This window comes from Sporosarcina koreensis (assembly GCF_001531445.1).
Classification (GTDB): Bacteria; Bacillota; Bacilli; order Bacillales_A; family Planococcaceae; genus Sporosarcina; species Sporosarcina koreensis_C.
Map to the genome: position 1 here is coordinate 40,207 of NZ_LQYA01000092.1, position 25,936 is coordinate 66,142.

At 40.3% G+C, this 25,936-nt stretch carries 18 protein-coding genes and 2 pseudogenes; all 20 read left to right on the forward strand.

Features of this window, described 5'->3' with window-relative positions; all coding sequences use genetic code 11:
• The first annotated feature begins 12 nt into the window (after positions 1 to 12).
• A complete protein-coding gene (locus AWV70_RS11445; RefSeq protein WP_060207165.1) occupies positions 13 to 1,014 on the forward strand; it encodes an ABC transporter ATP-binding protein in 1,002 nt (333 codons plus the stop codon).
• Positions 1,011 to 2,042 (forward strand): ABC transporter ATP-binding protein, encoded by a 1,032-nt coding sequence (locus AWV70_RS11450; RefSeq protein ID WP_060207167.1) that lies wholly within the window; start codon positions 1,011 to 1,013, stop codon positions 2,040 to 2,042. Before AWV70_RS11445 ends, AWV70_RS11450 begins: the two co-directional genes overlap by 4 nt.
• On the forward strand, positions 2,035 to 3,132 hold the full coding sequence (locus tag AWV70_RS11455) for a M24 family metallopeptidase (RefSeq protein WP_060207169.1): 1,098 nt from the start codon (positions 2,035 to 2,037) through the stop codon (positions 3,130 to 3,132). The genes AWV70_RS11450 and AWV70_RS11455 overlap by 8 nt, the downstream gene beginning before the upstream one ends.
• On the forward strand, positions 3,129 to 4,067 hold the full coding sequence (locus AWV70_RS11460) for an aminopeptidase (RefSeq protein ID WP_082713580.1): 939 nt from the start codon (positions 3,129 to 3,131) through the stop codon (positions 4,065 to 4,067). The genes AWV70_RS11455 and AWV70_RS11460 overlap by 4 nt, the downstream gene beginning before the upstream one ends.
• 93 nt (positions 4,068 to 4,160) lie before the next feature.
• A complete protein-coding gene (locus AWV70_RS11465; protein ID WP_060207173.1) occupies positions 4,161 to 4,826 on the forward strand; it encodes a GntR family transcriptional regulator in 666 nt (221 codons plus the stop codon).
• A gap of 734 nt (positions 4,827 to 5,560) precedes the next feature.
• Positions 5,561 to 6,574 (forward strand): annotated as a pseudogene (locus AWV70_RS11475) (Rpn family recombination-promoting nuclease/putative transposase).
• A gap of 764 nt (positions 6,575 to 7,338) precedes the next feature.
• On the forward strand, positions 7,339 to 8,502 hold the full coding sequence (locus AWV70_RS11485) for a S41 family peptidase (RefSeq protein WP_060207179.1): 1,164 nt from the start codon (positions 7,339 to 7,341) through the stop codon (positions 8,500 to 8,502).
• Positions 8,503 to 8,671: 169 nt separating this feature from the next.
• Positions 8,672 to 9,961 (forward strand): nucleotide sugar dehydrogenase, encoded by a 1,290-nt coding sequence (locus AWV70_RS11490; protein ID WP_060207181.1) that lies wholly within the window; start codon positions 8,672 to 8,674, stop codon positions 9,959 to 9,961.
• Positions 9,962 to 10,672 carry a WecB/TagA/CpsF family glycosyltransferase gene (locus AWV70_RS11495; protein ID WP_060207183.1) on the forward strand — a complete coding sequence of 237 codons (711 nt, stop codon included), beginning with the start codon at positions 9,962 to 9,964 and terminating at the stop codon, positions 10,670 to 10,672.
• 759 nt (positions 10,673 to 11,431) lie between these two features.
• Positions 11,432 to 14,752 (forward strand): S-layer homology domain-containing protein, encoded by a 3,321-nt coding sequence (locus AWV70_RS11500; RefSeq protein WP_060207185.1) that lies wholly within the window; start codon positions 11,432 to 11,434, stop codon positions 14,750 to 14,752.
• Between the two features lie 235 nt (positions 14,753 to 14,987).
• Entirely contained in the window at positions 14,988 to 15,482 is a 495-nt protein-coding gene (locus AWV70_RS11505; RefSeq protein WP_060207187.1) for a tetratricopeptide repeat protein, read from the forward strand.
• Positions 15,483 to 15,503: 21 nt separating this feature from the next.
• Positions 15,504 to 17,078: an O-antigen ligase family protein gene (locus AWV70_RS11510; RefSeq protein WP_060207189.1), complete on the forward strand. Its 1,575-nt coding sequence runs from the start codon at positions 15,504 to 15,506 to the stop codon at positions 17,076 to 17,078.
• Positions 17,062 to 17,982 carry a Wzz/FepE/Etk N-terminal domain-containing protein gene (locus tag AWV70_RS11515; RefSeq protein WP_060207191.1) on the forward strand — a complete coding sequence of 307 codons (921 nt, stop codon included), beginning with the start codon at positions 17,062 to 17,064 and terminating at the stop codon, positions 17,980 to 17,982. The genes AWV70_RS11510 and AWV70_RS11515 overlap by 17 nt, the downstream gene beginning before the upstream one ends.
• Positions 17,983 to 18,008: 26 nt before the next feature.
• Positions 18,009 to 19,841, forward strand: coding sequence for a polysaccharide biosynthesis protein (locus AWV70_RS11520; protein WP_060207193.1), 1,833 nt, complete (start codon positions 18,009 to 18,011; stop codon positions 19,839 to 19,841).
• Positions 19,842 to 19,878: 37 nt separating this feature from the next.
• Positions 19,879 to 21,141: a lipopolysaccharide biosynthesis protein gene (locus AWV70_RS11525; protein WP_160327654.1), complete on the forward strand. Its 1,263-nt coding sequence runs from the start codon at positions 19,879 to 19,881 to the stop codon at positions 21,139 to 21,141.
• A 3-nt stretch (positions 21,142 to 21,144) separates the two neighbouring features.
• Positions 21,145 to 22,383, forward strand: coding sequence for an O-antigen ligase family protein (locus tag AWV70_RS11530; RefSeq protein WP_060207197.1), 1,239 nt, complete (start codon positions 21,145 to 21,147; stop codon positions 22,381 to 22,383).
• Positions 22,384 to 22,386: 3 nt separating this feature from the next.
• On the forward strand, positions 22,387 to 23,619 hold the full coding sequence (locus tag AWV70_RS11535) for a glycosyltransferase family 4 protein (protein ID WP_060207199.1): 1,233 nt from the start codon (positions 22,387 to 22,389) through the stop codon (positions 23,617 to 23,619).
• Positions 23,616 to 24,896, forward strand: coding sequence for a nucleotide sugar dehydrogenase (locus AWV70_RS11540; protein WP_060207201.1), 1,281 nt, complete (start codon positions 23,616 to 23,618; stop codon positions 24,894 to 24,896). The genes AWV70_RS11535 and AWV70_RS11540 overlap by 4 nt, the downstream gene beginning before the upstream one ends.
• Before the next feature lie 56 nt (positions 24,897 to 24,952).
• The gene (locus tag AWV70_RS11545) at positions 24,953 to 25,555 is read left to right on the forward strand and encodes a sugar transferase (protein ID WP_060207203.1); all 603 of its coding nucleotides are present in this window, start codon (positions 24,953 to 24,955) and stop codon (positions 25,553 to 25,555) included.
• A pseudogene (locus AWV70_RS11550) lies at positions 25,555 to 25,936 on the forward strand (transferase); the annotation flags it as partial. The gene AWV70_RS11545 and the pseudogene AWV70_RS11550, both read left to right, overlap by 1 nt.

Consider the following 25,936-nt stretch of genomic DNA (forward strand, 5'->3'; position numbering starts at 1 on the left):
GGGGAAGATGATATGCAAAAAGAAAAAGCATTATTGGAAGTGAGAAATTTAAAAGTCGGCTTTGCGACAGACAGCGGACCGATTCTAGCGGTGAACGATGTTTCGTTCAGTGTGAATAAAGGGGAAATCGTCGCCATTGTAGGGGAATCCGGCTCAGGAAAAAGCGTGTCCGCGAATTCCATCATGAGATTGATCGCCCCGCCAGGCCGCATTGAAGGCGGTAAAATTCTGTTTGACGGGAAGGACTTGGCCACTGCTTCACCCAAAGAAATGAGAGCCATCAGAGGGAATGACATTTCAATGATCTTTCAAGAGCCGATGACCTCTTTAAATCCATTGTTTATAGTAGGGGACCAAATTGAAGAATCAATCCGTCTGCACCAAAAGCTCTCCCGAAAACAGGCGAAGGAAAAAGCAATCGAAATGTTACAGAAAGTCGGCATACCTCGAGCTGAAAAGGTGTATTCATCCTATCCTCATTTGCTGAGCGGCGGCATGCGTCAACGTGTGATGATTGCCATGGCGCTGTCTTGCAATCCGAGGCTGTTGATTGCAGATGAACCTACAACTGCGCTGGATGTTACGATACAGGCGCAAATTCTGGAACTGATGAAGGACCTTATCCGTGCACAGGATACATCCATCATCTTGATCACCCATGATCTTGGCGTTGTAGCGGAAATGGCCGATCGGGTCATCGTCATGTATGCAGGACAAGTGGTGGAAGAAGCGAATGTACACGACTTGTTTAAAGAGCCAAATCATCCCTATACAAAGGGACTGCTGGACAGTACTCCGAAAATTCACGAGATGTATGAGGAGCTTATTTCAATAGAAGGAACTGTGCCAAGTCCATCAGAAATGCCGAGCGGTTGTTTTTTTCATCCGAGATGTCCAAAGGCAATGCCAGAATGTTCCTTGAAAACGCCGCAACTGCTAACGATGGAGAACGATCGCAGTGTACGCTGTTTGCTTTATACGAATCAAAAAGAAAAGGAGGCTGTCAATCAATGACGATAGTCGGTAAACCTCTGGATCATCCATTATTAGAAGTGAAAGGCTTGAAAATGGCCTTTGACGTGACGGAAAAGCGGTTCTCCAAAGAAAGGCACTATCTGAAGGCTGTCGATGGTGTCGACTTTTTTGTCAGGAGGGGGGAAACGCTCGGTATCGTAGGGGAATCGGGCTGTGGAAAGTCGACGACCGGAAAGCTCATTATGCAATTAATGGAGCCGACGGAAGGATCCATCATTTTTGACGGCATCGATTTACGTTCCCTTTCGAATGAAGAGATGAGGAAAAAAAGAAAAGATCTGCAAATGATTTTTCAAGATCCGTACTCATCGTTGAATCCTAGGATGAGAGTCTTCGATATCATTGCGGAACCATTGATCAGCCATCGGGTGGCGAAGGGGAGGGAACTGTATGACCAAGTGCTCGAACTGATGGATGTTGTCGGGTTGAACAAGGCGCACGCATACCGTTTTCCACACGAATTCAGTGGAGGACAGAGACAGCGGATCGGCATTGCAAGAGCACTTGCCTTAAAGCCTAAATTGATCGTTTGTGATGAGCCGGTATCTGCACTGGATGTCTCGATTCAATCGCAAGTCCTGAACTTATTGGTCAAACTGCAAAGAGAGTATAACTTAACGTATATCTTTATCGCGCATGGCCTTCCGGCGGTCAAGCATATAAGCGATCGTATCGCGGTCATGTATCTTGGAAGAATCGTAGAAATCGGAAACAAGGAACAACTCTTCAGCAATACGAAACATCCTTATACAGAAGGTCTGCTATCAGCTGTCCCGATACCTGATCCGGAAATGAGAGACAAAAAGAACAGGATTATCTTGAAAGGGGATATGCCGAGCCCCGTCACTCCTCCATCCGGATGCACATTCCGTACAAGATGCATGTACGCAACCGAAAAATGCAGTGAAGTGGTCCCGCCATTGACTGAGCAGGAATCGGGGCATTTTGTAGCTTGTCATTATCCACTTGACACCAAAAAACAGCAAGGAGTGACACAGTATGTATAAGTTCAGAAGGGAAAAACTCCTTTCCCACATGAAAGAACATGGTGTTGAAATGGCCATCATCACTTCAAACATCAACATTTATTATTTCACCGGCTACTATAGCAACCCTCGGGAGCGGCTGACCGCATTGATACTCGATGCTTCCGGGGAATCGACATTGCTTGTCCCGAGCTTGGACAGGCTTGCGGGGGAACTGGCAGACGTCAGGAAAGTACTGGATTATCAGGACCACGAAGATCCGTTTGTCATCATCCAATCATTGCTGAAAAGTTCAAAAGTGGCATTGGAAGAAAATCAATTCTCGCTGCACCGGTTCAAAAAGCTTTCCGAGCATGTCTCTCCTATCGAGTCAACGGACATCGGACCTTGGATAGACTCCATCCGTAAAATAAAGGACGCAGATGAAATCGAGAAAGTGAAACAGGCGATCGACATTACAGAGGAAGCGCTGGAATATGGCATCAGTCTAGTGAGTCCTAAAATAACCGAAAAAGACTTGGCACTTGAAATTGAATATAAGATGAAGAAACTGGGCGCGCAAAAATTGGGCTTTGATGTTAAAGTCATATCAGGCAAGCGATCAGCGCTCCCTCATGGAAAACCGGGCACACTGCCGATTGAAGAGAATGCATTTGTCCTATTTGATATGGGCGTGAGTGTAGGTGGGTACATAGCGGATATTTCCCGAACGGTCGTGCTAGGAGAGCCGACAGAAAAAATGATCCACATCTATGAAACTGTCAGGGAAGCATTGGAAAAAGCAATCAATGCTGTTAAACCGGGAGTAGTCATATCCGATCTGGATAGAATTGCAAGAGAACATATTGAACAACAAGGGTTTGGTCAATATTTCATTCATCGCCTTGGCCATGGATTGGGACTGGATTTGCATGAATACCCCTCCATTCATGCAAATAATAGTGATAAACTAGAACAAGGTATGGTCTTTACAATTGAACCGGGGATCTATATACCGGAAATCGGCGGCGTCCGCATCGAAGACGATGTGCTTGTAACGGAGAACGGGGTGGAAGTGTTAACAAAGGCCGACAAACGCCTTCGAGTGATAGGGGGTAATCAATCCAAATGATCGAGAACGCAAAAAAGGTATTGAAAACAAATGTCAACGTAGCTGAAGGTGAAAAGCTGGCCATTATCATCGATTCCACGAAAAGGGAAGCGGGCGAACTCTTTTACCAAGCTGGCAAAGAAATCGGTGCGGAAACGGTACTGATCCAGTTTGAGTCAAGCGGCAAGTCTGGCGCCGAACCGCCGAGCATCGTTGCGGATGCGATGAAAAACTGCGATGCTGCGCTATGCATTACCGAAGCCTCCATCTCTCATACGAAAGCGCGGATAGAAGCGGCGAAATGCAATACACGCGTAGCGACGATGCCGGGCTTGACGTTGGATATGTTAAGGGAAGGCGCATTGACGGCAGATTATTCGGATGTGAAGAAAAATGGGAACTTGCTGGCAAAAGTTTTGGATGAAGGAAAAGAAGTTGTCATTCGAACGGAAGGCCAGACGCTGACCTTTTCGATTGATGGCAGACGAAGCAAAGCGAGCAACGGGTTACTCGTAAATCCCGGTGATTCAGGCAACTTACCTTCCGGAGAAACATTCATCGCACCGGTTGAAGGGACTGCGAACGGTGAAATCATAATTGATGGATCGATTGCGGATATCGGAAAAGTTGCTCAGCGGGTTTTATTGAAGATCCGTGAAGGTAGGCTTGTGGAAGCGGAAGGTGCAGAAGGGGAAGAACTGTTGCGTTTATTGGGTGACGGAAACGGTAGACTTGTTGGCGAATTTGGCATCGGCACAAATCGTGCGGCGAGATTGACCGGTACTATATTAGAAGACGAAAAAGTCTACGGGACATGCCATATTGCATTTGGAACAAATACCTCTTTCGGCGGAACGATCAATGCGGGAATCCATTTGGATGCAGTTACGAAAACACCCGAAATATACGTTGATGGAAAACTTATCATTGCTGAAGGGAAAATACGAATCGAATAGAATAATAGATAGAGTGGATTGTTGTTGGGTTCCTTATGTAAAGGTGCTAATCAGAACGTTTCAAAAATAATGACCCTTGACAAGGAGACGACTATGAGCATTTCGAAGATTAAAACAGTAGGCAGGCAGCCGCTAAATGTGATGGTGTATGAGAATATAAAAAATGCCATTCTAGAAGGGGATCTCGAACCTGGTACCCGGTTAACGGAAACAAAAGTCGGAGAACAGATGAATGTAAGTACAACTCCTGTCCGTGAGGCGTTTCGCAGGTTGGCTTCGGAAGGTCTGTTGAAAATTGTTCCATGGCGTGGAGCGATCGTTCAAGAATTTTCCGATCGAGAACTAATTGAAGTTTATAAATGCCGTGAAGTACTCGAAGTTTTAGCGATCAAGTCTGCAATGGAAAATATAGATGATAGTGGAATTGAGAAACTCGAAAGACTTGTCGAAGAATCCAAACTGACAGAAAACCTTTCTGAACATGTTGAAATAAACTCTGCAATCCATAATACAATATTGGAATATGCACGAAATGAGATGCTTTCCAACTTGCTCGGACAATTGAAAGATGTAATTTATCATAATCGTAATATGTCTTCGTATAATGAAAAAAGAAGAAATGAAATATACGATGAACATATTCAAATCGTGAATGCGATTAAAAGCGGTGACAAAAATCAAGCACAAGTCGCAATGGAACTTCACGTAAATAATGGCTATGAGTATATTAAAGAGAGATTAAAAAAGAGAGATAGCTGAATTACATTCGGAAAAAGACTGGACGGCGGGGAACGTCCAGTCATTACAGCCGATGCGCCCTTGATGGATGTAATGTGATGTCATATAGAAACACAACACAATCAGTCGACTATAGATCATTCCCTAATCTTGAAACACGCATAAACCCCTCAAACTACGCATAACCGCTCCGAAAAGTCCATAACGCCTACCAACGACGCATAAACCCACCCAGAAACGCATAAATTCCGAAACTCACGCATAACGGCCTCGTACTACCCCCTAATTTGTCAAAACCATTCAGCGCGAATAAGGGAAGGTTGAATCCCGACTGTTTTCCCGCGTCTGAGGGCCACCGCAACGCAATCATCGCACTTCGCAACGCAATGAAACCAAATCGTCGCAACGCAACAAACTCACCATGCAACGCAATCTATCATCCTCGCAACGCAACCAATCCCACTCGCAACACAATCAATCGACTATAGATCTTCCCTTATCTCGAAAAACGTATAACTACCTTCAAACGACGCATAAACCTGCCCAGAAACGCATAAATCCCAAAACTCACGACTAACGCCTCGTACTACCCCTAATTTGTCAAAACCATTCAGCGCAAATAGGGAAACTGGTCCCAAAAAACTGAACCCCGCGCTCAAATCCCGCATCACATTGGCAAAGAACAATGTTGGATTGTATACTAGTTGACACAGATAATAAACCGGAAAAAACGTAGAAAGGAGGCGCATTTACATTTGAAAGTTCAAAACCCGCACGATAAGTTTTTCAAAGAAACGTTGGGAAATGTGGCGACAGCAAAGGATTTCCTCGTCCATTACTTGCCCGAACATTTTATGAAACATATCGACGTAAGCACACTGGAGCCGCAAAAAGACAGTTTCATTAACAGTGACCTAGCAGAAAGCTTCTCTGATCTCCTGTTCTAAGTGGACATCCTGGAAAAAGAAAGCTATATCTACTTCCTGTTCGAACACAAAAGCTATCCGGACAAAGGAATCGCGTTTCAACTATTGAAGTATATGGTAGAGATTTGGGAAGCCAAAACGAATAAAGAAGAGGTGAAGGAACTACCCATCATTCTTCCACTCGTCTTGTATCACGGAAGGGAAAATTGGCGTATATCAACCAATTTAGGAGCCATGCTAAAGGGAGACGAAGAACTATCGCAAGATCTGAAAGTCTTTGTGCCGAACTTTGAGTACTTGCTTTACGATGTATCCGTGTTTTCAGACGAAGAAATCAAAGGAAAAGCGCAACTGCGGATATTACTAACACTATTCCGCGACATATTCACAAAAGAAACAGAAGAACTTCACCAGGCCATTCGTAAGTCGATCCTTTACCTAAATGAATTGGAAGATAAACAAACAGGAATCGAATATTTGGAAACGATGATAAAGTATGTATTCAGCGTCAGAAATCATTTAACAAAAACAGATATGAATCAAATCATCAGGGTGATAGAAAGAACATATCCAGAAGGGAGTGACGTAGCCATGACAATAGCTAACATATTGAGGGAAGAAGGACGAGAAGAAGGACGAGAAGAAGGGCTGAAAGAAGGGAAGGAAGCGGGTGCGGTGGCAGCATTATCCGAAATAGCAATCCAACAGTTAATCGAAAAATTCGGCAAGGTACCCGAAGATATTAAGGATGGCATCCTCAAGTCAGATACTGTTTCCTTGAAACTTCTGTTGGCCAACATCTTTAGATATGAAAGCATCGACGACGTCAGAAAATATATCTAAAAAAGCGTATCAATACAAAAAGCTTACCTTGGAAGTAAGCTTTTTTCTATTTACAAATATTCTTGCAACGCCCCCCTAATTTGTCAAAAGCATTCAGCACGAATAGGCGAAGATTGAATCCCTACTGTTTCGCCGCGTCCAAGCTCCATCGCAACACAATCATCCTGATCCGCAACACAATGAACTTGCCATGCAACGCAATCTATCATCCTCGCAACGCAACCAATCCCGCACGCAACACAACGAACCATCTCCGCAACACAATCAATCGACTATAGATCCTTCCCTTATCTTGAAAAATGCATAACTACCTTCAAACAACGCATAAGTCGGCCCAGAAACGCACAAACTCCAAAACTCACGCATAATGCCTCGTACCACCCCCTAATTTGTCAAAAGCATTTAGCGCGAATAGAGGAAGATTGAATCCCGACTGTTTCCCCGCGTCCAAGCTCCATCGCACCACAATCATCCCATTCCCCAACGCAATCATTCTCCATCGCACCACAATCATCACCGCTCGCATCACAACCAATTCGCCCCGCAACACAACCAATCACAAACGCAACGCAACCAATCCCACTCGCAACACAACGAACCACCTCCGCAACACAATCAACCTTCGGTTCCATTCCTCCCCTTGAAAGACGCATAAACCACTCCGCACGCCCCACTCTACAAAACTATTCTCCAGTACCATGTCTTTAATCTCCCAAAGTGGGTATAATAACCATAACAACCCACCCAGAAAGGAGTCACCCGGCATGAGAAAAATCCATTCCATCCTACTCGCATTCATAACCATCATCATACTAGCGCCACACGCCTCGGCCCAAACAACAGCCGAAGCCGCACGTGTCGACGACATCAAATTCTTCGTCGAACACTTTTACTATGGCGACATCCCGGAAAACCTTCATGCCATGACCACTATCGACGAAATCGTCGGGGCGCTCGACGAATACTCACGCTACATGACACCTGACGAATACCTGAGCTACGTCGCAGCAGTCGGCGCAGACGACCTGGCCCTACATAACATCAACGAACCCGCCGTCTCGTCCTACATGCTCTACGGCAACATCGGCTACATTCAAATCAGCACCTTCTCCACCAACATGGACAAGGAAGTCACCAAACACTACAGCAAACTCAAGAAACAAGGCGCCGACAAACTCATCATCGACCTCCGCTACAACGGCGGCGGCTACGTCGAAAGCGCCGAACAGCTCCTTGGCCACTTCGAAGGCGTCAAAACTGCCTACGAAATGAAAACGAAGGAAGGCACCACAACCGTAAAACCCGTACAATCGAAAATGAAATTCCCGAAACAGACCTATGTACTCGTCAACCGCTACTCCGCATCCGCATCCGAAATCGTGGCGGCATCCCTCCAAGACCAGAACGCTGCCATCATCGTCGGCGAAAAGACAAAAGGGAAAGGCACCATCCAATCGTTCTTCGAATTCGAGGACGGATCAGCACTCAAGCTCACAATCGGTGAATTCACGGGACCAAAGAAATCCAAAATCCATCGCACAGGAATCGCACCAACTATCCATTGCGAACACGACCAAGAACTCTCTATCATCCATACGCGCCTATTGAAAGAATCATTGGCACACCAACAATACAAACAAGTCGACGACCTGCAAGAAGTCCCGATGAACAAAACATTCCACATCCATTTCACACAGGAAATGAACCTTAACGACGCAAACACGTCCAATAAAGTAGAACTCATAAAAGTAGGAGGCGTCGCAGTCCCGATCTCAATCAAACCGAACGGCACAAACAAACTCGACATTACGCCAAACAGGCAAATGCAAAAAGGCGGCTCATACTTCCTCGTCATCCACCCAGGCTTCGCAAACGACGCCGGGCGGACGACAAAGCAGGGCATCTACACACCAATTACAGTCAAATAGATCCCACATTAGTGGAAATATGTACAACCAATTCAACTATGATATAATCAACAGATGTGAAAAAACAAAACCGCAGGGGTCCAGAAACTTCCGACCCCTGCCTAAGCATTTCAAATTAAACTCAAGCACCACCTATAAAAGCACCCCCATTCAGAAAGGAACATCACTCATGAACAACAATATCTGCGTCATCGGTCTCGGCTACATCGGCCTTCCGACAGCTGTCATGTTCGCCAACAGCGGCGTCCAAGTCCACGGCGTCGACATCAACGAAAAAGCAGTCAACATGATTGCCAACAAGCAACTACATATAGAAGAAAACGGACTCCAAGAACGTCTCGACCAAGCGATCGATAGCGGAAAATTCACCGTCTCGACAACTCCGGTTGAAGCCGACACCTACATCGTCGCTGTCCCATCGCCAATCAACCCGGACAACACAGCAAACTTGGAATACATCCGCCAAGCGACAGCATCCATCGTGCCATACCTGAAACCAGGCGCACTCGTCATCTTGGAATCGACCGTCCCACCAAAAACAGTCGAAAACATCATGCTGCCAGAGCTTCGCAAATCGGACCTAACACTCGGCGAAAACCTCTTCGTCGCTCACTCGCCTGAACGCGTCATCCCAGGCAAGATCTTCGAGGAACTCGTCAACAACGATCGCATCGTCGGCGGCATTACTCCAGAATCCGCCGAAAAAACGAAAGAACTTTACAAAACATTCGTTCAAGGCGAAATCCACCTGACAGACGCAACAACAGCTGAACTCGTCAAAGTCATGGAAAACACATACCGTGACGTCAACATCGCGTTCGCTAACGAACTCGCGAAAATCGCAGAAACAATCGGCGTCGACATCTGGGAAGCGATCCGTTTCGCCAACTTCCACCCGCGCGTCAACATTCATATGCCGGGACCTGGAGTAGGCGGCCACTGCATCGCGGTAGACCCATGGTTCCTAGTAGAACTAAACCCGGCAAACGCCGAAATCATACACAAAGCCCGTCTCACAAACGATGGCATGCCGCAATTCGTCGCACAAAAAGCGCAATTCCTACTTGACGCGAAAGGTATTACGGACGGCAAAGTAGCAGTCCTCGGCCTCGCATTCAAAGGCGATGTTGACGACATGCGTGAAAGCCCATCCATTAGTGTGATTGAAGCGTTGCAAGAGAAAGGGCTCGAAGTCAAATCGTTCGACCCGCACATCAAAACCTTGCAGCACACGACGCAACTTGCAACATTGGAAGAAGCAACACAAGACGCTGACCTGATCATCCTGACGACGGATCACACCGACTTCAAACAGCTTAGCCCGAACGCTCTCACAACAAAAGAGCCGAAACCATTCGTCCTCGACACAAAAAACGCGCTCGACCGAAACAAATGGGAACAAGCCGGATTCCACTACTTCAAACTCGGTGACGGCTCACCCGTAGGAGTCATGAACTAAATGAAAGAAACGATACTCGGCGTCGACGTCAACACAGAGAACTACGATGAACTCATCCCGAAGCTCTTTCAAAACATCGACGCCAAAAAGAAATCACTCATCGTAGCCATCAACCCTGAAAAGTTGATGAAGGCGAAAGACGATCCAGCGTTGAAAGCCCTACTCAACCGTGCTGAATTCCAAATCCCGGACGGCATTGGCGTCATAATCGCGTCCAAGATCCAAAAAGGCAACATAACATCCCGCGTAACCGGCGTAGACATGATGGACAGAATTGTGAGGGAAGCCGCCCGTACAAGCAAGTCCATCTTCCTCTACGGCGCAAAGCCGGGAGTGGCGGAAGCAGCAGCTGCTAAACTGATCGAAACTTATCACGACCTCAAAGTCGCCGGCACACAGGACGGCTATGAGAAGGATACGTCAAAAGTGATCAACAAAATTAACGAAGCGAAACCCGACATCCTCTTCGTCGCCATGGGATCCCCGAAACAGGAGCTATGGATCGAAGAGCACCGAGATAACTTGCATCCGATCCTTTACCAAGGAGTCGGGGGTTCATTCGACGTACTGGCAGGCAACATCAAACGCGCACCAGCCGCATTCCAAAAAGCTGGCGCCGAATGGCTCTATCGGTTATTATTGGAACCGAGCCGTATCAAACGGCAAATGAATCTACCAAAATTTTTGTTTGAAATAATTCGCTCAAAATAAACAATGACACTTGTATTCTAGTAAAACTGGTGATAGAATACGTAAGTGTAAGGATAATTTCCTCTGTAGCATATATTATTAAACGCCACGCAGGACGAAAACGGTTGGTTGACCGCACAAAAGGACTTGAACAGCTCCCATCTGTTCAAGTCCTTTTGCATTCTATAGAAAAGCGGAGGGCGCCTGCCTAGGAGCGACAAGCATAAGGCAAAGCAACGGCGTGGCGGTTTTTGCCACAGAGCAGCTTTGACTTATGACCTCGAGCCCCTGGCGCCCGGAGCTAGACAAGAAAAGCGGAAGGTGCGGTAGCAACTATTTTCGAGGCTGCTAGCCTTGTTAGCCTTATTTCAGCCGGTTACTAAACAAGAACCCGAAAACTAATTCCTCTAATCTTCTTCTATTAATAGTTTCCCCAGCATAGATTCAAAGTAGCCACCCCCCCGTACAAGCCTCAACTCATGCCAGCGGAAAAAGTTGGACAAAACATGACACCAGTAAAACAATAAGACAAAGAGCCAGATTATAAGACTTTTTCGGAAATATGATAGAAATACTTGATATTAATTTGAAATGCGATAGAATAGTAGAAGCGGTGGATAATTACATAGAGTCTTGGTCTTGCAATCTAGCAAAATACCAATAAGTAATTGACATCCCTGCTGATAGTATCTATACTTTATTGTGTAATGGCTTCTACTTCCATTTTGCCGTGGGGTAGATGACAAATTTTATTTCTTAATTAGAGGAGGAAATTATTCAATGGCTAACCAACCAACGAAGTATCGCAAGTTTGTAGTTGGCGCTGCATCAGCTGCATTAGTAGCATCTGCAGTAGCACCAGTAGCAAGCGCTGCAACATTTTCTGACGTGAGTGAAGGAAACTCTCACAAAGCATCAATCGACGCACTAGTTGCAAAAGGTGTTATCTCAGGATATCCTGACGGCACTTTCAAGCCAACACAAACATTGAAGCGTTCTGATGTTGTCAAAATGATGGGTAAATGGTTGAAATCAGAAGGCTACACAGTAGCAGCAGATTACAAAACAAACCCTCGTTTTGCTGATCTAACGTCATCTTCAAACGAAGAGCTTTTAGAAATGGCAGCTCTAGTGAAAGATAACGGTCTATTTGTAGGAACACCGGACGGTAAATTGGATCCGAACGGCAATATCACTCGTGAAAACATGGCGATTGTAATTGTTCGTGCTTTCGACACTGTTCATAACATTGACCTTGCAACATACGTTGCTGGACAAGAATTCAAAAAAGACGTCGTTGACCTAGCAAAAGCAAAAGCTGAAGCACGTCCAGCTATCGATGTACTTGACTACTTCGATATCACGAACCCAGCTGCACCATCTTTCAACCCTAAAGATACAACAAACCGTGCTCAATTTGCTTCTTTCTTAAACAAAGCAATTGAAACTGACTACTCTGAAGTTACTTCTGGCGTTGTAGGAGACGTTGCTGTTAAAGCTGTTAACGCTACTACTGTTGAAGTTACTTTCAAAGATGCAGTTGAAAATGTTAACTCTTTGAATTTTACAATCGAAGGTTTGACTGTTTCCAACGCGGCAGTTAAACAAACTGACAACAAAACAGTTGTTTTGACAACTGCAGTTCAAGAAGGCGGTAAAGAATACACAGTTGCGCTTAACAACGATAAAATCGGTACATTCAAAGGCGTTTCTGCTGTAGTACCTACTAAGATTGACATCACTACTCAATCCGTTCAAGGGAAAACAGGTCAACAAGCAATCATTTCTGCTGATGTTGGTGTAAAACAAGCGGGTATCCCAGTTACGTTTAACGTAGATGCCCTATCTACTTCTTTGAACAAAGATCAAGTATTTGAAGCAGTTACAAATGCTGATGGGATTGCGACATTCTCTTATACTCAATACGCTGCTGGAACTGACGAAGTGGTAGCTTACCCAACAGGGGCTCCAACAGTACGCAGCCATGCATTCGTATTCTGGGGTGTTGACACTATCCTTTCATTGACATCAACAGATGATAAAGGAAACAGTGTTAAAAATGGAGAAGATAAAACATATAAATTAACATATCTTGATCCGAAAACTGGTAAGCCAGTTGCAAATAAGAAATTCAATGTAACATTTGCTGAAAACGTTGATGTAAACATTGATAAAACTTCTAAAGCAACAGTTAACGGAGTAAACCCAACTCAATTATTGAACAATACTGCTCCTGTAGTAGCAACAGTTACAACAGATAGTAAAGGTGAAGCTATCTTTACTGTATCTGGTCATAATACGGCTGTAACACCAGTAGTATTCGAAGATATTGGAGTAGAAAGCACGAAATATGAAGCAAATAAACTTCAAGCAACTGTTGATAAGTTGACATTTGGTGCACTTCAATCTGACTACGTTATCGATGTTACTCGTGCTGAGGGCGGAGAAGAAGCTGCTATTGGTCTGCAAAACGGTCGTGAATATAAAGTTGTTGTAAAAACTAAAGACGGAAAAGCTGCAGCAAACGAGCTTGTGAACGTTGCATTTAATGAGGATCTTGACCGTTCAATTAACACAAATACAGAAGCGTATTTTGTTGATGAAGACGGTAATGCAATTGCTGATCCAAGAACAAAATCATACACTGTGAAAACAGACTCTAAAGGTGAAGCGAGCTTTACTATCGCTAGTGGTTTAGATAAAGATTATGCTACTCCGATCGTATGGATTGATATTAATTCAGCTGATGCGAGAGACGGTAAGTTTGATGAAGGGGAGCCATACAAACTAGCTCCAATCACTTACTTTGCACAAGAAAGACTATCAGGTGGTGTGTTGACTCCATCAAATACACCTGGCGGTAAGAAGCAAGAGAAATTTGCAGGAACAGAAACAGCTTACTTCTCATTCACTGCTTCAAACCAAAGTGGAAAAGCATATACTCTTGATAGCAGATATAAATCAATTGATGCAACATTCACTATTACAAACACAGGTTCAAATGATATCACTGTAATTGATGCGGAAGGAAAGACACAAGTGGTTTCACCAAACCGTCCTCATACAGTGCATATCAAGGGTGATAAAGCTCCATATATCGCTGTTAAAACTGGAAATGAAACAAAAACAGATCTTACAACGTCTGTAAGTGTAACAGCTACTGGAACGGCACAACCAACAGACTCAACTAAAGATCGTACGATTAACCTTGGTAGCCATACGAAGAAAGTTGAGTTTACATCTACAACAGATGTAGGCGTTTCGTACACAGGTTTAGTTGAAACAATTTCAACTTCAGGCTTGAAATTTGTTGGTAAATCAGAAGAGAAGTTTGCTAGCTCAACTAAATTCTATGGTGGAAATGGTTCGGAAATTTTCACTGCTCAAAAATTCATGGATGAAGTATTCTCATATGGTACGGGAGTATACGTAACGTTCATCCAAGATGCTGATGGCGTTAAAACATTCAAGATTGTACGTGGTGATGGTAATACAGCAACTAAACCAGTAAATAAAAATCTTGTTGATGCTAAAAAAGCACTCAAGGATAGCATTGATGCAGTAGTAGTGAATAACTATGTAACTGCTGATCAAGCAGCTGCTCAAAATGCTGTGAATGCAGCAAATACTGCATATAATAACGGAGCTACTGTTGCTGACTTCACTAATGCGAAAACAGCTTTGCAAAATGCACTGAATGCTCTAGAATTGAAGCTTGCACCTGCATATACGGTTACTCCTGATGCTGCAGGTAATGTAACTGGAACATCATCTGATACACTGACATTTACATTCAATGCAGTAGACGGTTCAAATGTTACAATTGCTGGGTTTGATTTTGATACTACTAACCTAGTTGTTGGTTCTACTACTAGCAACAACCGTGCACAGGTTACAAATGGCACTGCTCGTCAACTTGTTTTAACAGTTAATGATGGTGGGTTTGGATCTAACGCATTACCTGTTGATTTAACTGCTAACAAAGGCGATAAATTTGTCTTTGACGCAAATGTTAAATCTAATACTCAACAAAACGCTGTTGTTACAGTTACGGTATCTCACAATGGTACTGATTGGGTTGCGACAGTAGTTCAAAAATAAGTAAAGTATTGCTTAGAAACTAAATTATTAGTGAATATGTAATTAAAAAAGCTCTGTGGAGAACATCTCTACAGAGCTTTTTAATATTTGCAATATGGTATATTTAAAGAGTCTTATCTTTGTAAAGCTGTGATTCCCTGATATAACAATGACTTTTGTCACTGTATAAGTTATAATATAAAGGGTTAAGATATCAAGAATATATTAATAGACATTTGGAAGGTTGAATGAAAATATGAAAATATCAAATACACTTAGACGATCTTTTTTTCTCGCATTCTCCTTGGTAATTGTAATTGGCTTACTTGTTTCTTTCTTTTTAGGTAAATCTCAAGATAAGTCTTTTCTAAAGGATGCGCAACAGTATAATGAAGTACTAAGCGCTTTTCAAGAAGGAGAATATGAACTCTCTTATGAAAAATCAAGAGAATTAGAAATAAGGCAAGGGAAGTCTGAAATACTAAACTATATTAATGCATTGTCTTATGCAAATACAAATAATCCTGAACAAGCAATTAAATACTTTAATCATGTGTTAGATTTGAACCCTTATAAAGTAGAGGATTCAATGTTTATGCTACAGTTTGCAGAACTGCTAATAGAGGCGGAGCAATTCGATGAGGCTCATATTGTTCTTGCAAGGTGCGATAACTTACCTATTCCAGAAATCTTTCCACAATATAAAGAAAGGGTTGCTCAATTATGGGAGCAACTATCTAATCAATCATAATAAAAAGGGAGGTATTAGTTGATGAGCTATTACTTTAAATCTGAAAACAGTGTTCTTCGCGATGAACAAGAAGATGCGCAATCTCGTATGAAAACAGATTGTTGGATTTTTATATTATTATTGCTTGCTATTGCAATTGTGCCATTAATAGTTGGAGGACATGTTGAAAATATAGTTGCTCCATATATAACAAACATTGATCTTCTTAATGCTGGACTAAAAGTTGATATATTTACTCATTATAAGATGATAATTTTACTAATATTAACCGTAGTTTCTCTTGCGTTGCTTTTAATGAAAGTATTTTTTATGAATGGTGAGATACGAAATTCTAAAATAAATATATTTATAATTATATTTGCAATTTCAATTTCAATTTCAACTATTCTTTCACCAACTGTTTCTATTGCACTTTGGGGACAATATAATCGTTCGGATGGAGCAATATCATACATATGTTACCTCACGTTGTTTTTCGTTGCTATGAATATTGAATATCCTAAAAATGCAATTCAATATATTATGTATTCTCTCTATCCATTTATTTTAGTAAACTTCATACTAATTACAATGAATTTTAGCGGATATGATGCAATGAATTATAAAGTAGTTGAAAAGACAATGAGTTTGTTTTTACCTTCAGGGGCTACATTAGAAGAAGGTTCATCTCTATTAGGCACCCTAAACCAATGGAATTTTATGAGTGGAATGTTCGCAGTGCTTACAATTATGTATCTCGCATGGGCGATTATCGACACTCATATGATACGTAGTTTCTTAAATATCGGAGTTGCGGTAATCACATTTGCTATCATGCTTATGTCGGTGTCGACAAGTGGCTTTTTAACAATAATTGTATTAATACCATTTTTAATTGCATTATTACTCAAATGCAAAAATTCCAAAAAGACAATTATAGCTCTGCTTGTGTTTCTGATAATTAACATACCTGTTTTTCATATGCTTGCTGATAAGAACCCTCGTGTATGGGATGAATCAATTGGTGTCCTACTTAAAAAGAATCCATATATTAAAGAGCAGCCAGTTGCAATTAAATCAAATGAATTCAAAATTTTATTGGAGAACAAAGTTTATGCTGCTGAAAATCATTTCGAACTCCCCGAGCTCCCTGAGCGTGATGTTTCTGCTGGATCAGGACGGGCATATATTTGGCAAAAGACAATAGATTTAGCTATGGAACGTCCATTATTCGGATTTGGTTTAGACACATTAATGTATCATTTCCCGCATTATAACATTGATGCACGTGCTGGTATGTGGGATGAAAATAAAATTGTGGACAAGCCACACAGTATGTATGTGGGTATTTTCTATGGCACTGGTATAGTTGGTACCATTGGATTCGCCGGAATTGTGATACTGACAGTTTTTGCTGCTATGAGAGTTGTTATCAGAAGAAAACAGTCGATGGTTGCTGTGCTTGCAGTAGGATGGCTTGCATTCCTATTTCAAGCTTTATTCAATGACTCACTTCCTGGAACTTCTGGAGTTTATTGGACACTTGCAGGGATGATGATTGGAATGACGTTTATCAATAATGACAATGAGGAGAAAATTGATGGAAGAATCGATTGAGTTGCGAGAATTAATTGAGACGTTGTGGAAAGGTAAGTGGATTGTTGCAGGAGTGACAGCAGTAGTAGTTTTTGTAACAGCAATTGTGAGTTGGTTTGTCCTTCCTGAACAGTACGAGTCAAAAGCTACTGTTCAAGTCGCAAACGAAGTTCAAGATACGGGAATCATGTCGAGTTATATTGCAGCAGAGTTTACGCCAGCAATTTTTATCCAGCGTATCAAAAATCCGACTCTGATGACTGAGGCGTTTAAAGAGGCAGGAATTGATGAGGAATTTGATGAGAAGCGTCTTTCTGTAAATCCTCAGGCGAACACGAATATTGTGGAATTGAAGTATCAAGCTAAATCTCCTGAAGATGCACAAGAACAGTTATCTTTATTTATTCAAAAGACGAAGGAACGGATGGATAGATCTGTAAAAAATACATTGAATGAATTAGAAAAGACATATACATCTGAATCGGAACATTTATCTGTTGAAATTGAAAAGTTGATTAATCGTTATAATGAGAGTATCACTTCGAACGGACTTCCAGAAATTTTGATCATGCAATCACTAATTGGTACGCAAATAATTACACCTGTCACGGATGTCCAATTGGAGGCGCTCAGCAAAGTGGATGGCAAATTGCATAATGATCTATTGCAAATGCAGGCGCAAATTGAATCTAAATCAGAAGAGTATAGACGCGTTTTAGATAAGTATCAATCTGTTAAAACAGGACTTGATAGTTTTAGACCTGATCCGTTCATTCGCCAAATTGTTGAACCGATTTTTCCAGAAGATCCTTCCGCTCCTAATAAGATATTAAATATTGCAATTGCATTTATCATAGGTCTAATGATTAGTATAGGCATTGTATTCTTCCGTGAATACTGGAAGAATTCAACACCCGCAAAATAATTAACAGTGGAAAGAGGGTTCTGAATTTGAGTTACAGATTACGATACATTATATTTTTTTTACTCGACTCAGCAATCGTACTTTCTGCAATTTTTATGAGCTATTTTTTACTGCATCCAACGATTTCTGGTTATTCCAATACAATGATCATCCTGAGTGCTATAACATTGCTTATCAGTCACCATATTGCTGCGTACTTTTTCCACTTATATGACCGTGTCTGGGGAGTAGCATCGGCTCGTGAATTATTGACGATTGGTATTGCGGTGACTATTTCTGTAGTTGCGGCAAGTGGAATGCAATTTTTGATAAAAAATGATATTTATTTTAGAGTAATGGCTATTACATGGATGCTTCACATTCTTATGATTGGTGGCTCAAGATTTTTTCTTCGTTTACTAAAGGACCATGATTCCTTTACCTCGCATGGAGAAAGAAGAAGAGTGCTCATTATAGGGGCTGGTCAAGCTGGAACGATGCTCGCACGTAACCTACTACGTGCACAGCAACCTGAATTCGTGCCAGTTGCTTTTGTAGATGATGATCCAAGAAAGCAACAGTTAAAGATTATGAATGTTACTGTTCAAGGGAAGACAACGGATATTGAACGGCTCGTAGAAAAAAAGAAAGTCTCTGATATTATTATCGCGATACCTTCACTTGGGCGTATAGGAATAAGAAATATTTATGAGAGATGTGCAAAGACTGGCGTCAGAGTTAAAATCATGCCTAATATTGAAGACGTCATGACAGGAAAAATATCAGTCAATGACATGCGAGACGTGAAAATTGAAGATCTGCTTGGACGTGAAGAAGTCCATTTAGATTTGAAAGCAATTGCTGATAAGCTGACAAATAAAACAATACTTGTGACAGGAGCAGGTGGCTCGATCGGTTCGGAAATCTGCAGACAAGTGTTAGATTTTCGTCCGAGCCAACTGTTATTATTAGGGCATGGGGAAAGTTCTATTTATAATATTGATATGGAATTAAGACGCAAAGTTTCAAAAAGTACAAAACTCACTCCTATTATTGCCGATGTCCAAGATAGGAATCGTATTTTTGATATAATAAGTAAATACCAGCCAGATGTCATTTACCATGCTGCTGCACATAAGCATGTACCACTAATGGAATCTAATCCAATGGAAGCGGTAAAAAACAATATTTTTGGTACTAAAAATGTAGCTGAAGCAGCGGATACGTTCGATGTAAGATACTTTGTATTAGTTTCGACGGATAAAGCAGTAAATCCGCCTAATATAATGGGAGCAACAAAGAGAGTTGCCGAAATGATTGTTCAAAACTTGGCAAAGACAAGCAATACGAGATTTGCTGCTGTACGCTTTGGCAACGTGTTAGGATCTCGTGGTAGCGTTGTACCATTGTTTAAACAGCAGATTGCTCGTGGTGGTCCCGTGACCGTTACTGACCCGGAAATGACCCGATACTTTATGACAATCCCAGAAGCATCAAAGCTCGTTATACAGGCAGGAACACTTGCTACGGGAGGAGAGGTTTTTGTCCTGGATATGGGGGAGTCAGTGAAGATTGTTGACTTAGCCAAAAATCTTATAAAACTGTCTGGTTACAATGTTAATGAAATTGGGATTGAGTATTCTGGTATTCGACCGGGTGAAAAAATGTTTGAAGAACTACTTAATGAGGATGAAATTCAATCAGCTTATGTCTATCCTAAAATCCATATTGGAAAGGCAACACCTATTGGAAAAACGGAATTGGATCGATTAATAGAGCAAATACCGAAGTTATCTGAGAAGAAACTTAAGGAAATACTAATTGACGTTGCAAATAGGAAAATGATAGATAGAAATGAATTCCAAAATATTAATATTTAAATTTAAAATAAACACTTCATTTAAGGAAGTTACTGATATGAATAGGAAATTTGTGAGGAAAGTTTTGGTTTTGGTTAAAGGAACACTAATTGGTCAAATAATAGCGGCTTTAGCCGCTATTATTCTAGCAAGAATTTATGAACCTGAGACATTTGGATATCTTGCTATTCATCTATCTATACTGACTATCATTGTTACGATAGCAAGTCTAAAGTTTGAGATATTAGTAGTAAGCGAAAAAAAAACACATATTGCTTTTAAGATCCTATCATTTTGTATACATATATTATTTATAAATACACTGATAGTATGTATTTTTGTTTTTTTGTTTATATTTCTTTTTAAAGAAAGTTTATACCCGAGCATTCCAGTACTTTATTTTTCACTTCTGCCAATTAGCTTTTTTGCGCTTGGGTTAAATCAAATTCTTTCTTATTGGGCTATTAGACAAGAAAAATACGAAGTTCTATCAAAAACTAAAATTAATCAAAACCTATATTCTTCACTTGTTCAAATAGGTACCGGTTTACTTGGATTTAAAACAGGTGGTTTGCTGGTAGGAGATGTTATTGGTAGAGTAACAAGTAATATTTCATTGATAAGGCTTTTAAAGGATAATAATAGCAAATGGAGAATAAAAAAAAACGAAGTGAGGTATATAGCGAAAAAACATTATAAGTTTCCCATCTACAGTGCTTCAGCAAATCTAATTAATAATATTTCTATGCAGTCACCTTCAGTTTTTTTGGCACTCAGTTATAACTCAATAGTAGTGGGATTTTATTCACTAATAATTCGAGTATTTGAATCACCAGTATCAATGATAGGAAAATCAGTTTCTCAAGTTTTAATTCGTGAAATCGCTGAAAATACTAACGAAGGGAATTTTGAAAAAAATTCGTTTTTAGTTAAGAAGATGATTTCTAAAATCACACTTATTTCAGTTCCGCTTTTTGTTACCCTAACGCTTTTAGGACCAGAAATAGTTAAACTTATTTTTGGGTCTACATGGGCTGAAGCTGGATTTTACTTGCGATATTTGGCACCGATGCTAACAATGTCATTATATACAACTCCTTTTTTACAAGTGTTAGATATAATAAATGAACAGAAAGTATTTTTTGTATGGCAACTTATACGTTTAATATTGGTACTGGCTATATTTATACTCGTATCAAAGTACATTGAAGATGCTAAGCATGTTATATTGATTTATAGCATTACAATGAGTTTTCTTTCCTTAACTTTGATTCTATTAATTAATAAATTAATCTCCAGAAAAGCTGAAGGTAGTAGATAAGAAATGACAAATAGACTACAGTTAAAACTAAATTTCATAAGTATAATAATATTCACGTTATGTTTATTAATGGGGCGGTTCTTAAGTTATTCGTTTTTAGGATTCCCAGGTCTTTATTACAATTTAGGAATCATTTTTGCATGGGTTTTGTTGATTTTTTATATGAGTGAAACTAAGAAGATGTTTTTTTCTATAGACATTTTCTTGCTTTTAATTTTCATATTAATATCTTTAATAAGCTTATTAAATGAACAGCTTAGTGAGTATAGCACACAGAAAATATATGAAATATCATTTTATATATTGCCTTTGTTACTGCTAAGTAAATATATATTTAAAACTAAGAAAGACTTTAAATATTTTTTCATTACAAGTTATTATATCGCCTTAATTTTCTGTGTTATAGCTGTAATATTATCGCTATTGAATGGATCTCTACTAAGCGGTCGCTTAAGTGCTTTTGGTGGGGGTCCTATAACTTTTTCTAGAATATTGATGTTAGGTTTACTTTCAGGAATAATCCTCTATATTGATAGTTATCGAAAAAAGTCTATGTCTTTATGGAAATTTGTTTATCTCCTATCGTTAATCTTCTTAGCAATTTCTATTGGATTAACTGGTTCCCGTCAATCATTTTTGGCAATGTTTTTATGTTTGTTATTATTAGGGTTCTTTGTTTATTATTTAAGCTCTTTTAAAAGAAAAGTTAAAGGGTTTATTAGTTTTATTATGATATCTATGATATCAATATTATCCATTTTTATATTTTTTGATGACATTATTAAAAACTCAACTATATATAGTAGAACAAAATTAATATTCCAAGAAGATAAAGGTGAATCAATTAACATTAGACTTGAAATGTTAAAAACATCATTTATTCATTTTAAGGAAAAATGGTATATGGGTACAGGATTGGGGACTTTTGAAAATTATAATAATGCTGGTTTTTTATATCCACACAATGTCTTGGCTGAAATTGCTATGGAAGTTGGGTTATTAGGAGTTGTATGTTTATGTATACTTATCTGTATTCCTTTTTTTATTGTAGTTAGTACTTTAGTTTTTAAAAAGCAAAATGATATATATATATATGGTCTTTTCACTATATATATTTACTTCTTAATTACTTCGATGATTAGCGGTGACTTTTTCGATAATCGTTGGATATGGATAACAGTTAGTCTAGTTCTAATTTATAGGACAAGAATTATAAAAAAAGTGAATTTATATGAAGGGTGAAAAATGAAAATCTTAATTCTCCATCAATATTTTCTTGGGCAAAACGATCCAGGAGGTTCGAGGTTTAACCAATTTGTTAAGTATTGGGAAGAGCAAGGACATGAAATTACAGTCGTCGCTGGAACAGTGCACTATGCCACTGGAAAAAAGGAAGAGAAATACAAAGGTAAGTGGGTTGTAAAAGAAGACTACTCTAAAAGGGTGAAACTTGTACGGACCTACGTATCTGAAGCTTATAACAAGTCATTTATTGGTAGATTATGGGGTTACTTCTCATTTACAGTTTCTTCTTTATGGGCTATTTTATTTCATGTGAAAAGACATGATGTTATTGTTGTCACTTCACCTCCGCTATTCGTTGGTATCACCGGTATATTAGCGAAGTGGTTTAAACGGACACCAATGGTTTTTGAAATACGTGATCTTTGGCCGGAGTCGGCAATCGATACAGGTGTATTATCGAATAAATTGATCATAAAGATTGCTTATTTAATTGAAAAATTGTCTTACCGCTTTGCAAATAAAATCAATGTGCTTACGCCTGCTTTTAAACAGTCTTTGATATCTAAAAAGGGTATTTCATCTGAGAAAATATGCTTTATTCCTAATGGGGCAGATTTGGATATTTTCCAACCGGGTCAGAAAGAGAACTGGGTAAGGGATAAATACAATCTACATAACAAATTCGTCGTTACTTATATGGGAGCACATGGCGTAGCTAATCATTTGGAATCTTTATTAGAAGTTGCGCAAGAATTTGAACATGACGAGGATGTCGTAATTGTATTGATTGGGGACGGCATGCGAAAGGCAGACCTGATGCAAAAAATGGATGAAGAGAACATATCGAATCTTCTTTTCATCGAATCCCAGCCTAAACATACAATTCCAGATTTTTGTAACGCTTCAGATATATGCACGGCTGTCTTAAAGAAAGTGGACACGTTTAAGACGGTTTATCCAAATAAGGTGTTCGACTACATGTCATGTGCCAAGCCTATTCTTCTTGGAATTGATGGTGTTGCAAGAGAGCTAATTGAAGAAAGCGGTTCTGGGTATTATGTTGATCCCGAAGATCCTAAAGCTTTTGCAGCTAAAATTCGTGAATTGAAATCGAAGCAGGATTTAATGAAAACCTTAGGCGAAAATGGTCTAGCGTTTGTAAGAGAACACTTTAGTAGAGAAGGTCTAGCCAAGAAGTACATTGATGAACTTGAGAAAGTGGTGCAGAAATGAACAAGTTATGTGTAGTCGGGTTAGGTTATATTGGACTTCCAACAGCAGCGATGTTTGCGAATCACGGTTGGCAAGTACTTGGGGTTGACGTAAATCAAAAAGCGGTTGACATGATTAATAAAGGACAGATACATATTGAAGAAGTCGGCCTTGGAGAAATGGTTGCGAAAGCAGTGAAAAATGGAAGTCTGAAAGCTTCAGAAAAGGTAGAGGAAGCTGATTCTTTCATTATTGCAGTACCAACCCCTCATACGGATGATAACACTGCAAATCTAAAATATTTGATACAAGCAACTAATTCAGTGCTCGAAAAGGTTCAGAAAGGAAATGTAGTCATCGTCGAGTCAACAATTCCTCCAAGAACAATAAATGACGTTGTGGCCCCGCTATTTGAGGCGGCAAATTGGAAGGTTGGCGAGGATATTTACTTAGCACACTGCCCAGAACGGGTTTTGCCTGGAAGAATCCTTATTGAACTAGTCGAAAACAATCGGATTGTCGGCGGTATTAATCAGGCTTCAACTGAAAAAGCGGTAGAAGTGTATTCTACATTTGTAAAAGGCGAACTACTACGCACATCTGCACTGAGTGCTGAAATGTCAAAGTTGATGGAAAACACGTATCGTGATGTGAATATTGCATTAGCCAATGAGTTAGTGAAAATATCTGAGAAACTTGGTATTGAAGCTTTGGAAGTAATCGAACTTGCGAACCAACATCCACGGGTGAACTTGCATTTGCCGGGACCAGGGGTCGGGGGGCATTGCTTAGCAGTAGATCCATATTTCATCATCGAAAAAGCGCCTGAGGAATCGCAATTGATCGCCAATGCTAGAATAATTAATAACTCAATGCCTGGTTTTGTGGTCGATCAGGTCGGTAAAAGAGTAAAGGACAGAAGCTCGAAAATCGCTGTCCTAGGCTTAACATACAAAGGAAATATCGATGATGTGAGGGAAAGCCCGGCGATGGAAATTGTGGAGAAACTACTGGAAGAAGGATACACGCTCGGTGTGAACGACCCCCATATTGGTCAAGAACAAGTAGGATTCAAGATTTCCTCATTTACTGATGCGGTGGAGGATGCGGAATGTATTCTTGTGTTAACGGATCATAATGAGTTTAAGAAGTTGGATGAAGAAGTGATTCTAGCGAAAGCAAAACGACCTTTGGTTTTTGATACTAGAAATTGTGTGCGAATTTCAAATGAGAAAATTGAGTACGTGAACTTCGGTAACCTTAAGGAGAAAGCTGCAATTGATATTACCATAAATTGAGTACTCTTGTTAGTTAGGCAGTGAATTTAAAATACGATAGAAACGTAGGCATTACTATGAAAAGATTATTTGATCTTACCGTAAGTTTATTGGCGCTGATTTCTTTATCTATGATAATTGGGATAACAGCACTCTTAATTAGGTTAAAGATCGGTTCACCAGTTTTGTTCAAACAGCAACGTCCAGGCTTGAATGAGAAGCTATTTTATGTCTATAAGTTCCGTTCAATGACTAACGAACGTGATGAAGCAGGTGAGCTGTTGCCTGATGATATCCGCCTCACTTCTTTTGGTAAAGTGGTTCGGAATTTAAGTCTAGACGAGCTTCCACAGTTATGGAATGTATTGAAAGGTGACATGAGCTTTGTCGGACCCCGCCCATTATTGGTAGAGTATTTGCCATTATACAACGAGCGGCAAGCAAGGCGACACGAGGTGCGTCCGGGGATTACTGGCTGGGCTCAGGTGAATGGTCGGAATGCAATATCATGGGAAGAGAAGTTTGAGTTGGATGTTTGGTATGTTGAGAACCGTTCTTTCTGGTTGGATATGAAGATTTTATTTATGACTGTCGCTAAGGTGTTCAAGTCTGAAGGAATTAGTCAGGATGGCCAGGCGACGATGAGGAAATTTGAAGGCAATAATGGAGGGAAGCAATAATGAAAGATATTGTAATATACGGATCTGGCGGGTTTGCACGCGAAATTGCACACTTAATTGAGGATATAAATGAAAAAGAAGCCCAATGGAACTTGCTTGGTTTTATTGATGATAATGAAGATAATCATGGAACTGTAATTAATGAACTTCCAGTTCTAGGTGGTATTGAATGGTTTAATGATAGAAAACTAACTTCTGTAGTTATGGGTATGGGTTCGCCAAATGCAAAGGCCAAAATCATTTCAAACTTAAGGGATTTAACGAATGTCGATTTTCCTAATCTGATTCATCCTACAGTAAAGATTTCCCGATTTAACACTATGGGGCAAGGTAATGTAATATGCGAAGGTAACATATTAACAACTAATATTGTTATTAAAG

Bases quoted from the DNA above. Each gene is read 5' to 3' on its own strand.
- AWV70_RS11445 (WP_060207165.1), top strand. From the start codon at position 13: ATGCAAAAAGAAAAAGCATTATTGGAAGTGAGAAATTTAAAAGTCGGC.
- AWV70_RS11450 (WP_060207167.1), top strand. From the start codon at position 1,011: ATGACGATAGTCGGTAAACCTCTGGATCATCCATTATTAGAAGTGAAA.
- AWV70_RS11455 (WP_060207169.1), top strand. From the start codon at position 2,035: ATGTATAAGTTCAGAAGGGAAAAACTCCTTTCCCACATGAAAGAACAT.
- AWV70_RS11460 (WP_082713580.1), top strand. From the start codon at position 3,129: ATGATCGAGAACGCAAAAAAGGTATTGAAAACAAATGTCAACGTAGCT.
- AWV70_RS11465 (WP_060207173.1), top strand. From the start codon at position 4,161: ATGAGCATTTCGAAGATTAAAACAGTAGGCAGGCAGCCGCTAAATGTG.
- AWV70_RS11485 (WP_060207179.1), top strand. From the start codon at position 7,339: ATGAGAAAAATCCATTCCATCCTACTCGCATTCATAACCATCATCATA.
- AWV70_RS11490 (WP_060207181.1), top strand. From the start codon at position 8,672: ATGAACAACAATATCTGCGTCATCGGTCTCGGCTACATCGGCCTTCCG.
- AWV70_RS11495 (WP_060207183.1), top strand. From the start codon at position 9,962: ATGAAAGAAACGATACTCGGCGTCGACGTCAACACAGAGAACTACGAT.
- AWV70_RS11500 (WP_060207185.1), top strand. From the start codon at position 11,432: ATGGCTAACCAACCAACGAAGTATCGCAAGTTTGTAGTTGGCGCTGCA.
- AWV70_RS11505 (WP_060207187.1), top strand. From the start codon at position 14,988: ATGAAAATATCAAATACACTTAGACGATCTTTTTTTCTCGCATTCTCC.
- AWV70_RS11510 (WP_060207189.1), top strand. From the start codon at position 15,504: ATGAGCTATTACTTTAAATCTGAAAACAGTGTTCTTCGCGATGAACAA.
- AWV70_RS11515 (WP_060207191.1), top strand. From the start codon at position 17,062: ATGGAAGAATCGATTGAGTTGCGAGAATTAATTGAGACGTTGTGGAAA.
- AWV70_RS11525 (WP_160327654.1), top strand. From the start codon at position 19,879: ATGAATAGGAAATTTGTGAGGAAAGTTTTGGTTTTGGTTAAAGGAACA.
- AWV70_RS11530 (WP_060207197.1), top strand. From the start codon at position 21,145: ATGACAAATAGACTACAGTTAAAACTAAATTTCATAAGTATAATAATA.
- AWV70_RS11535 (WP_060207199.1), top strand. From the start codon at position 22,387: ATGAAAATCTTAATTCTCCATCAATATTTTCTTGGGCAAAACGATCCA.
- AWV70_RS11540 (WP_060207201.1), top strand. From the start codon at position 23,616: ATGAACAAGTTATGTGTAGTCGGGTTAGGTTATATTGGACTTCCAACA.
- AWV70_RS11545 (WP_060207203.1), top strand. From the start codon at position 24,953: ATGAAAAGATTATTTGATCTTACCGTAAGTTTATTGGCGCTGATTTCT.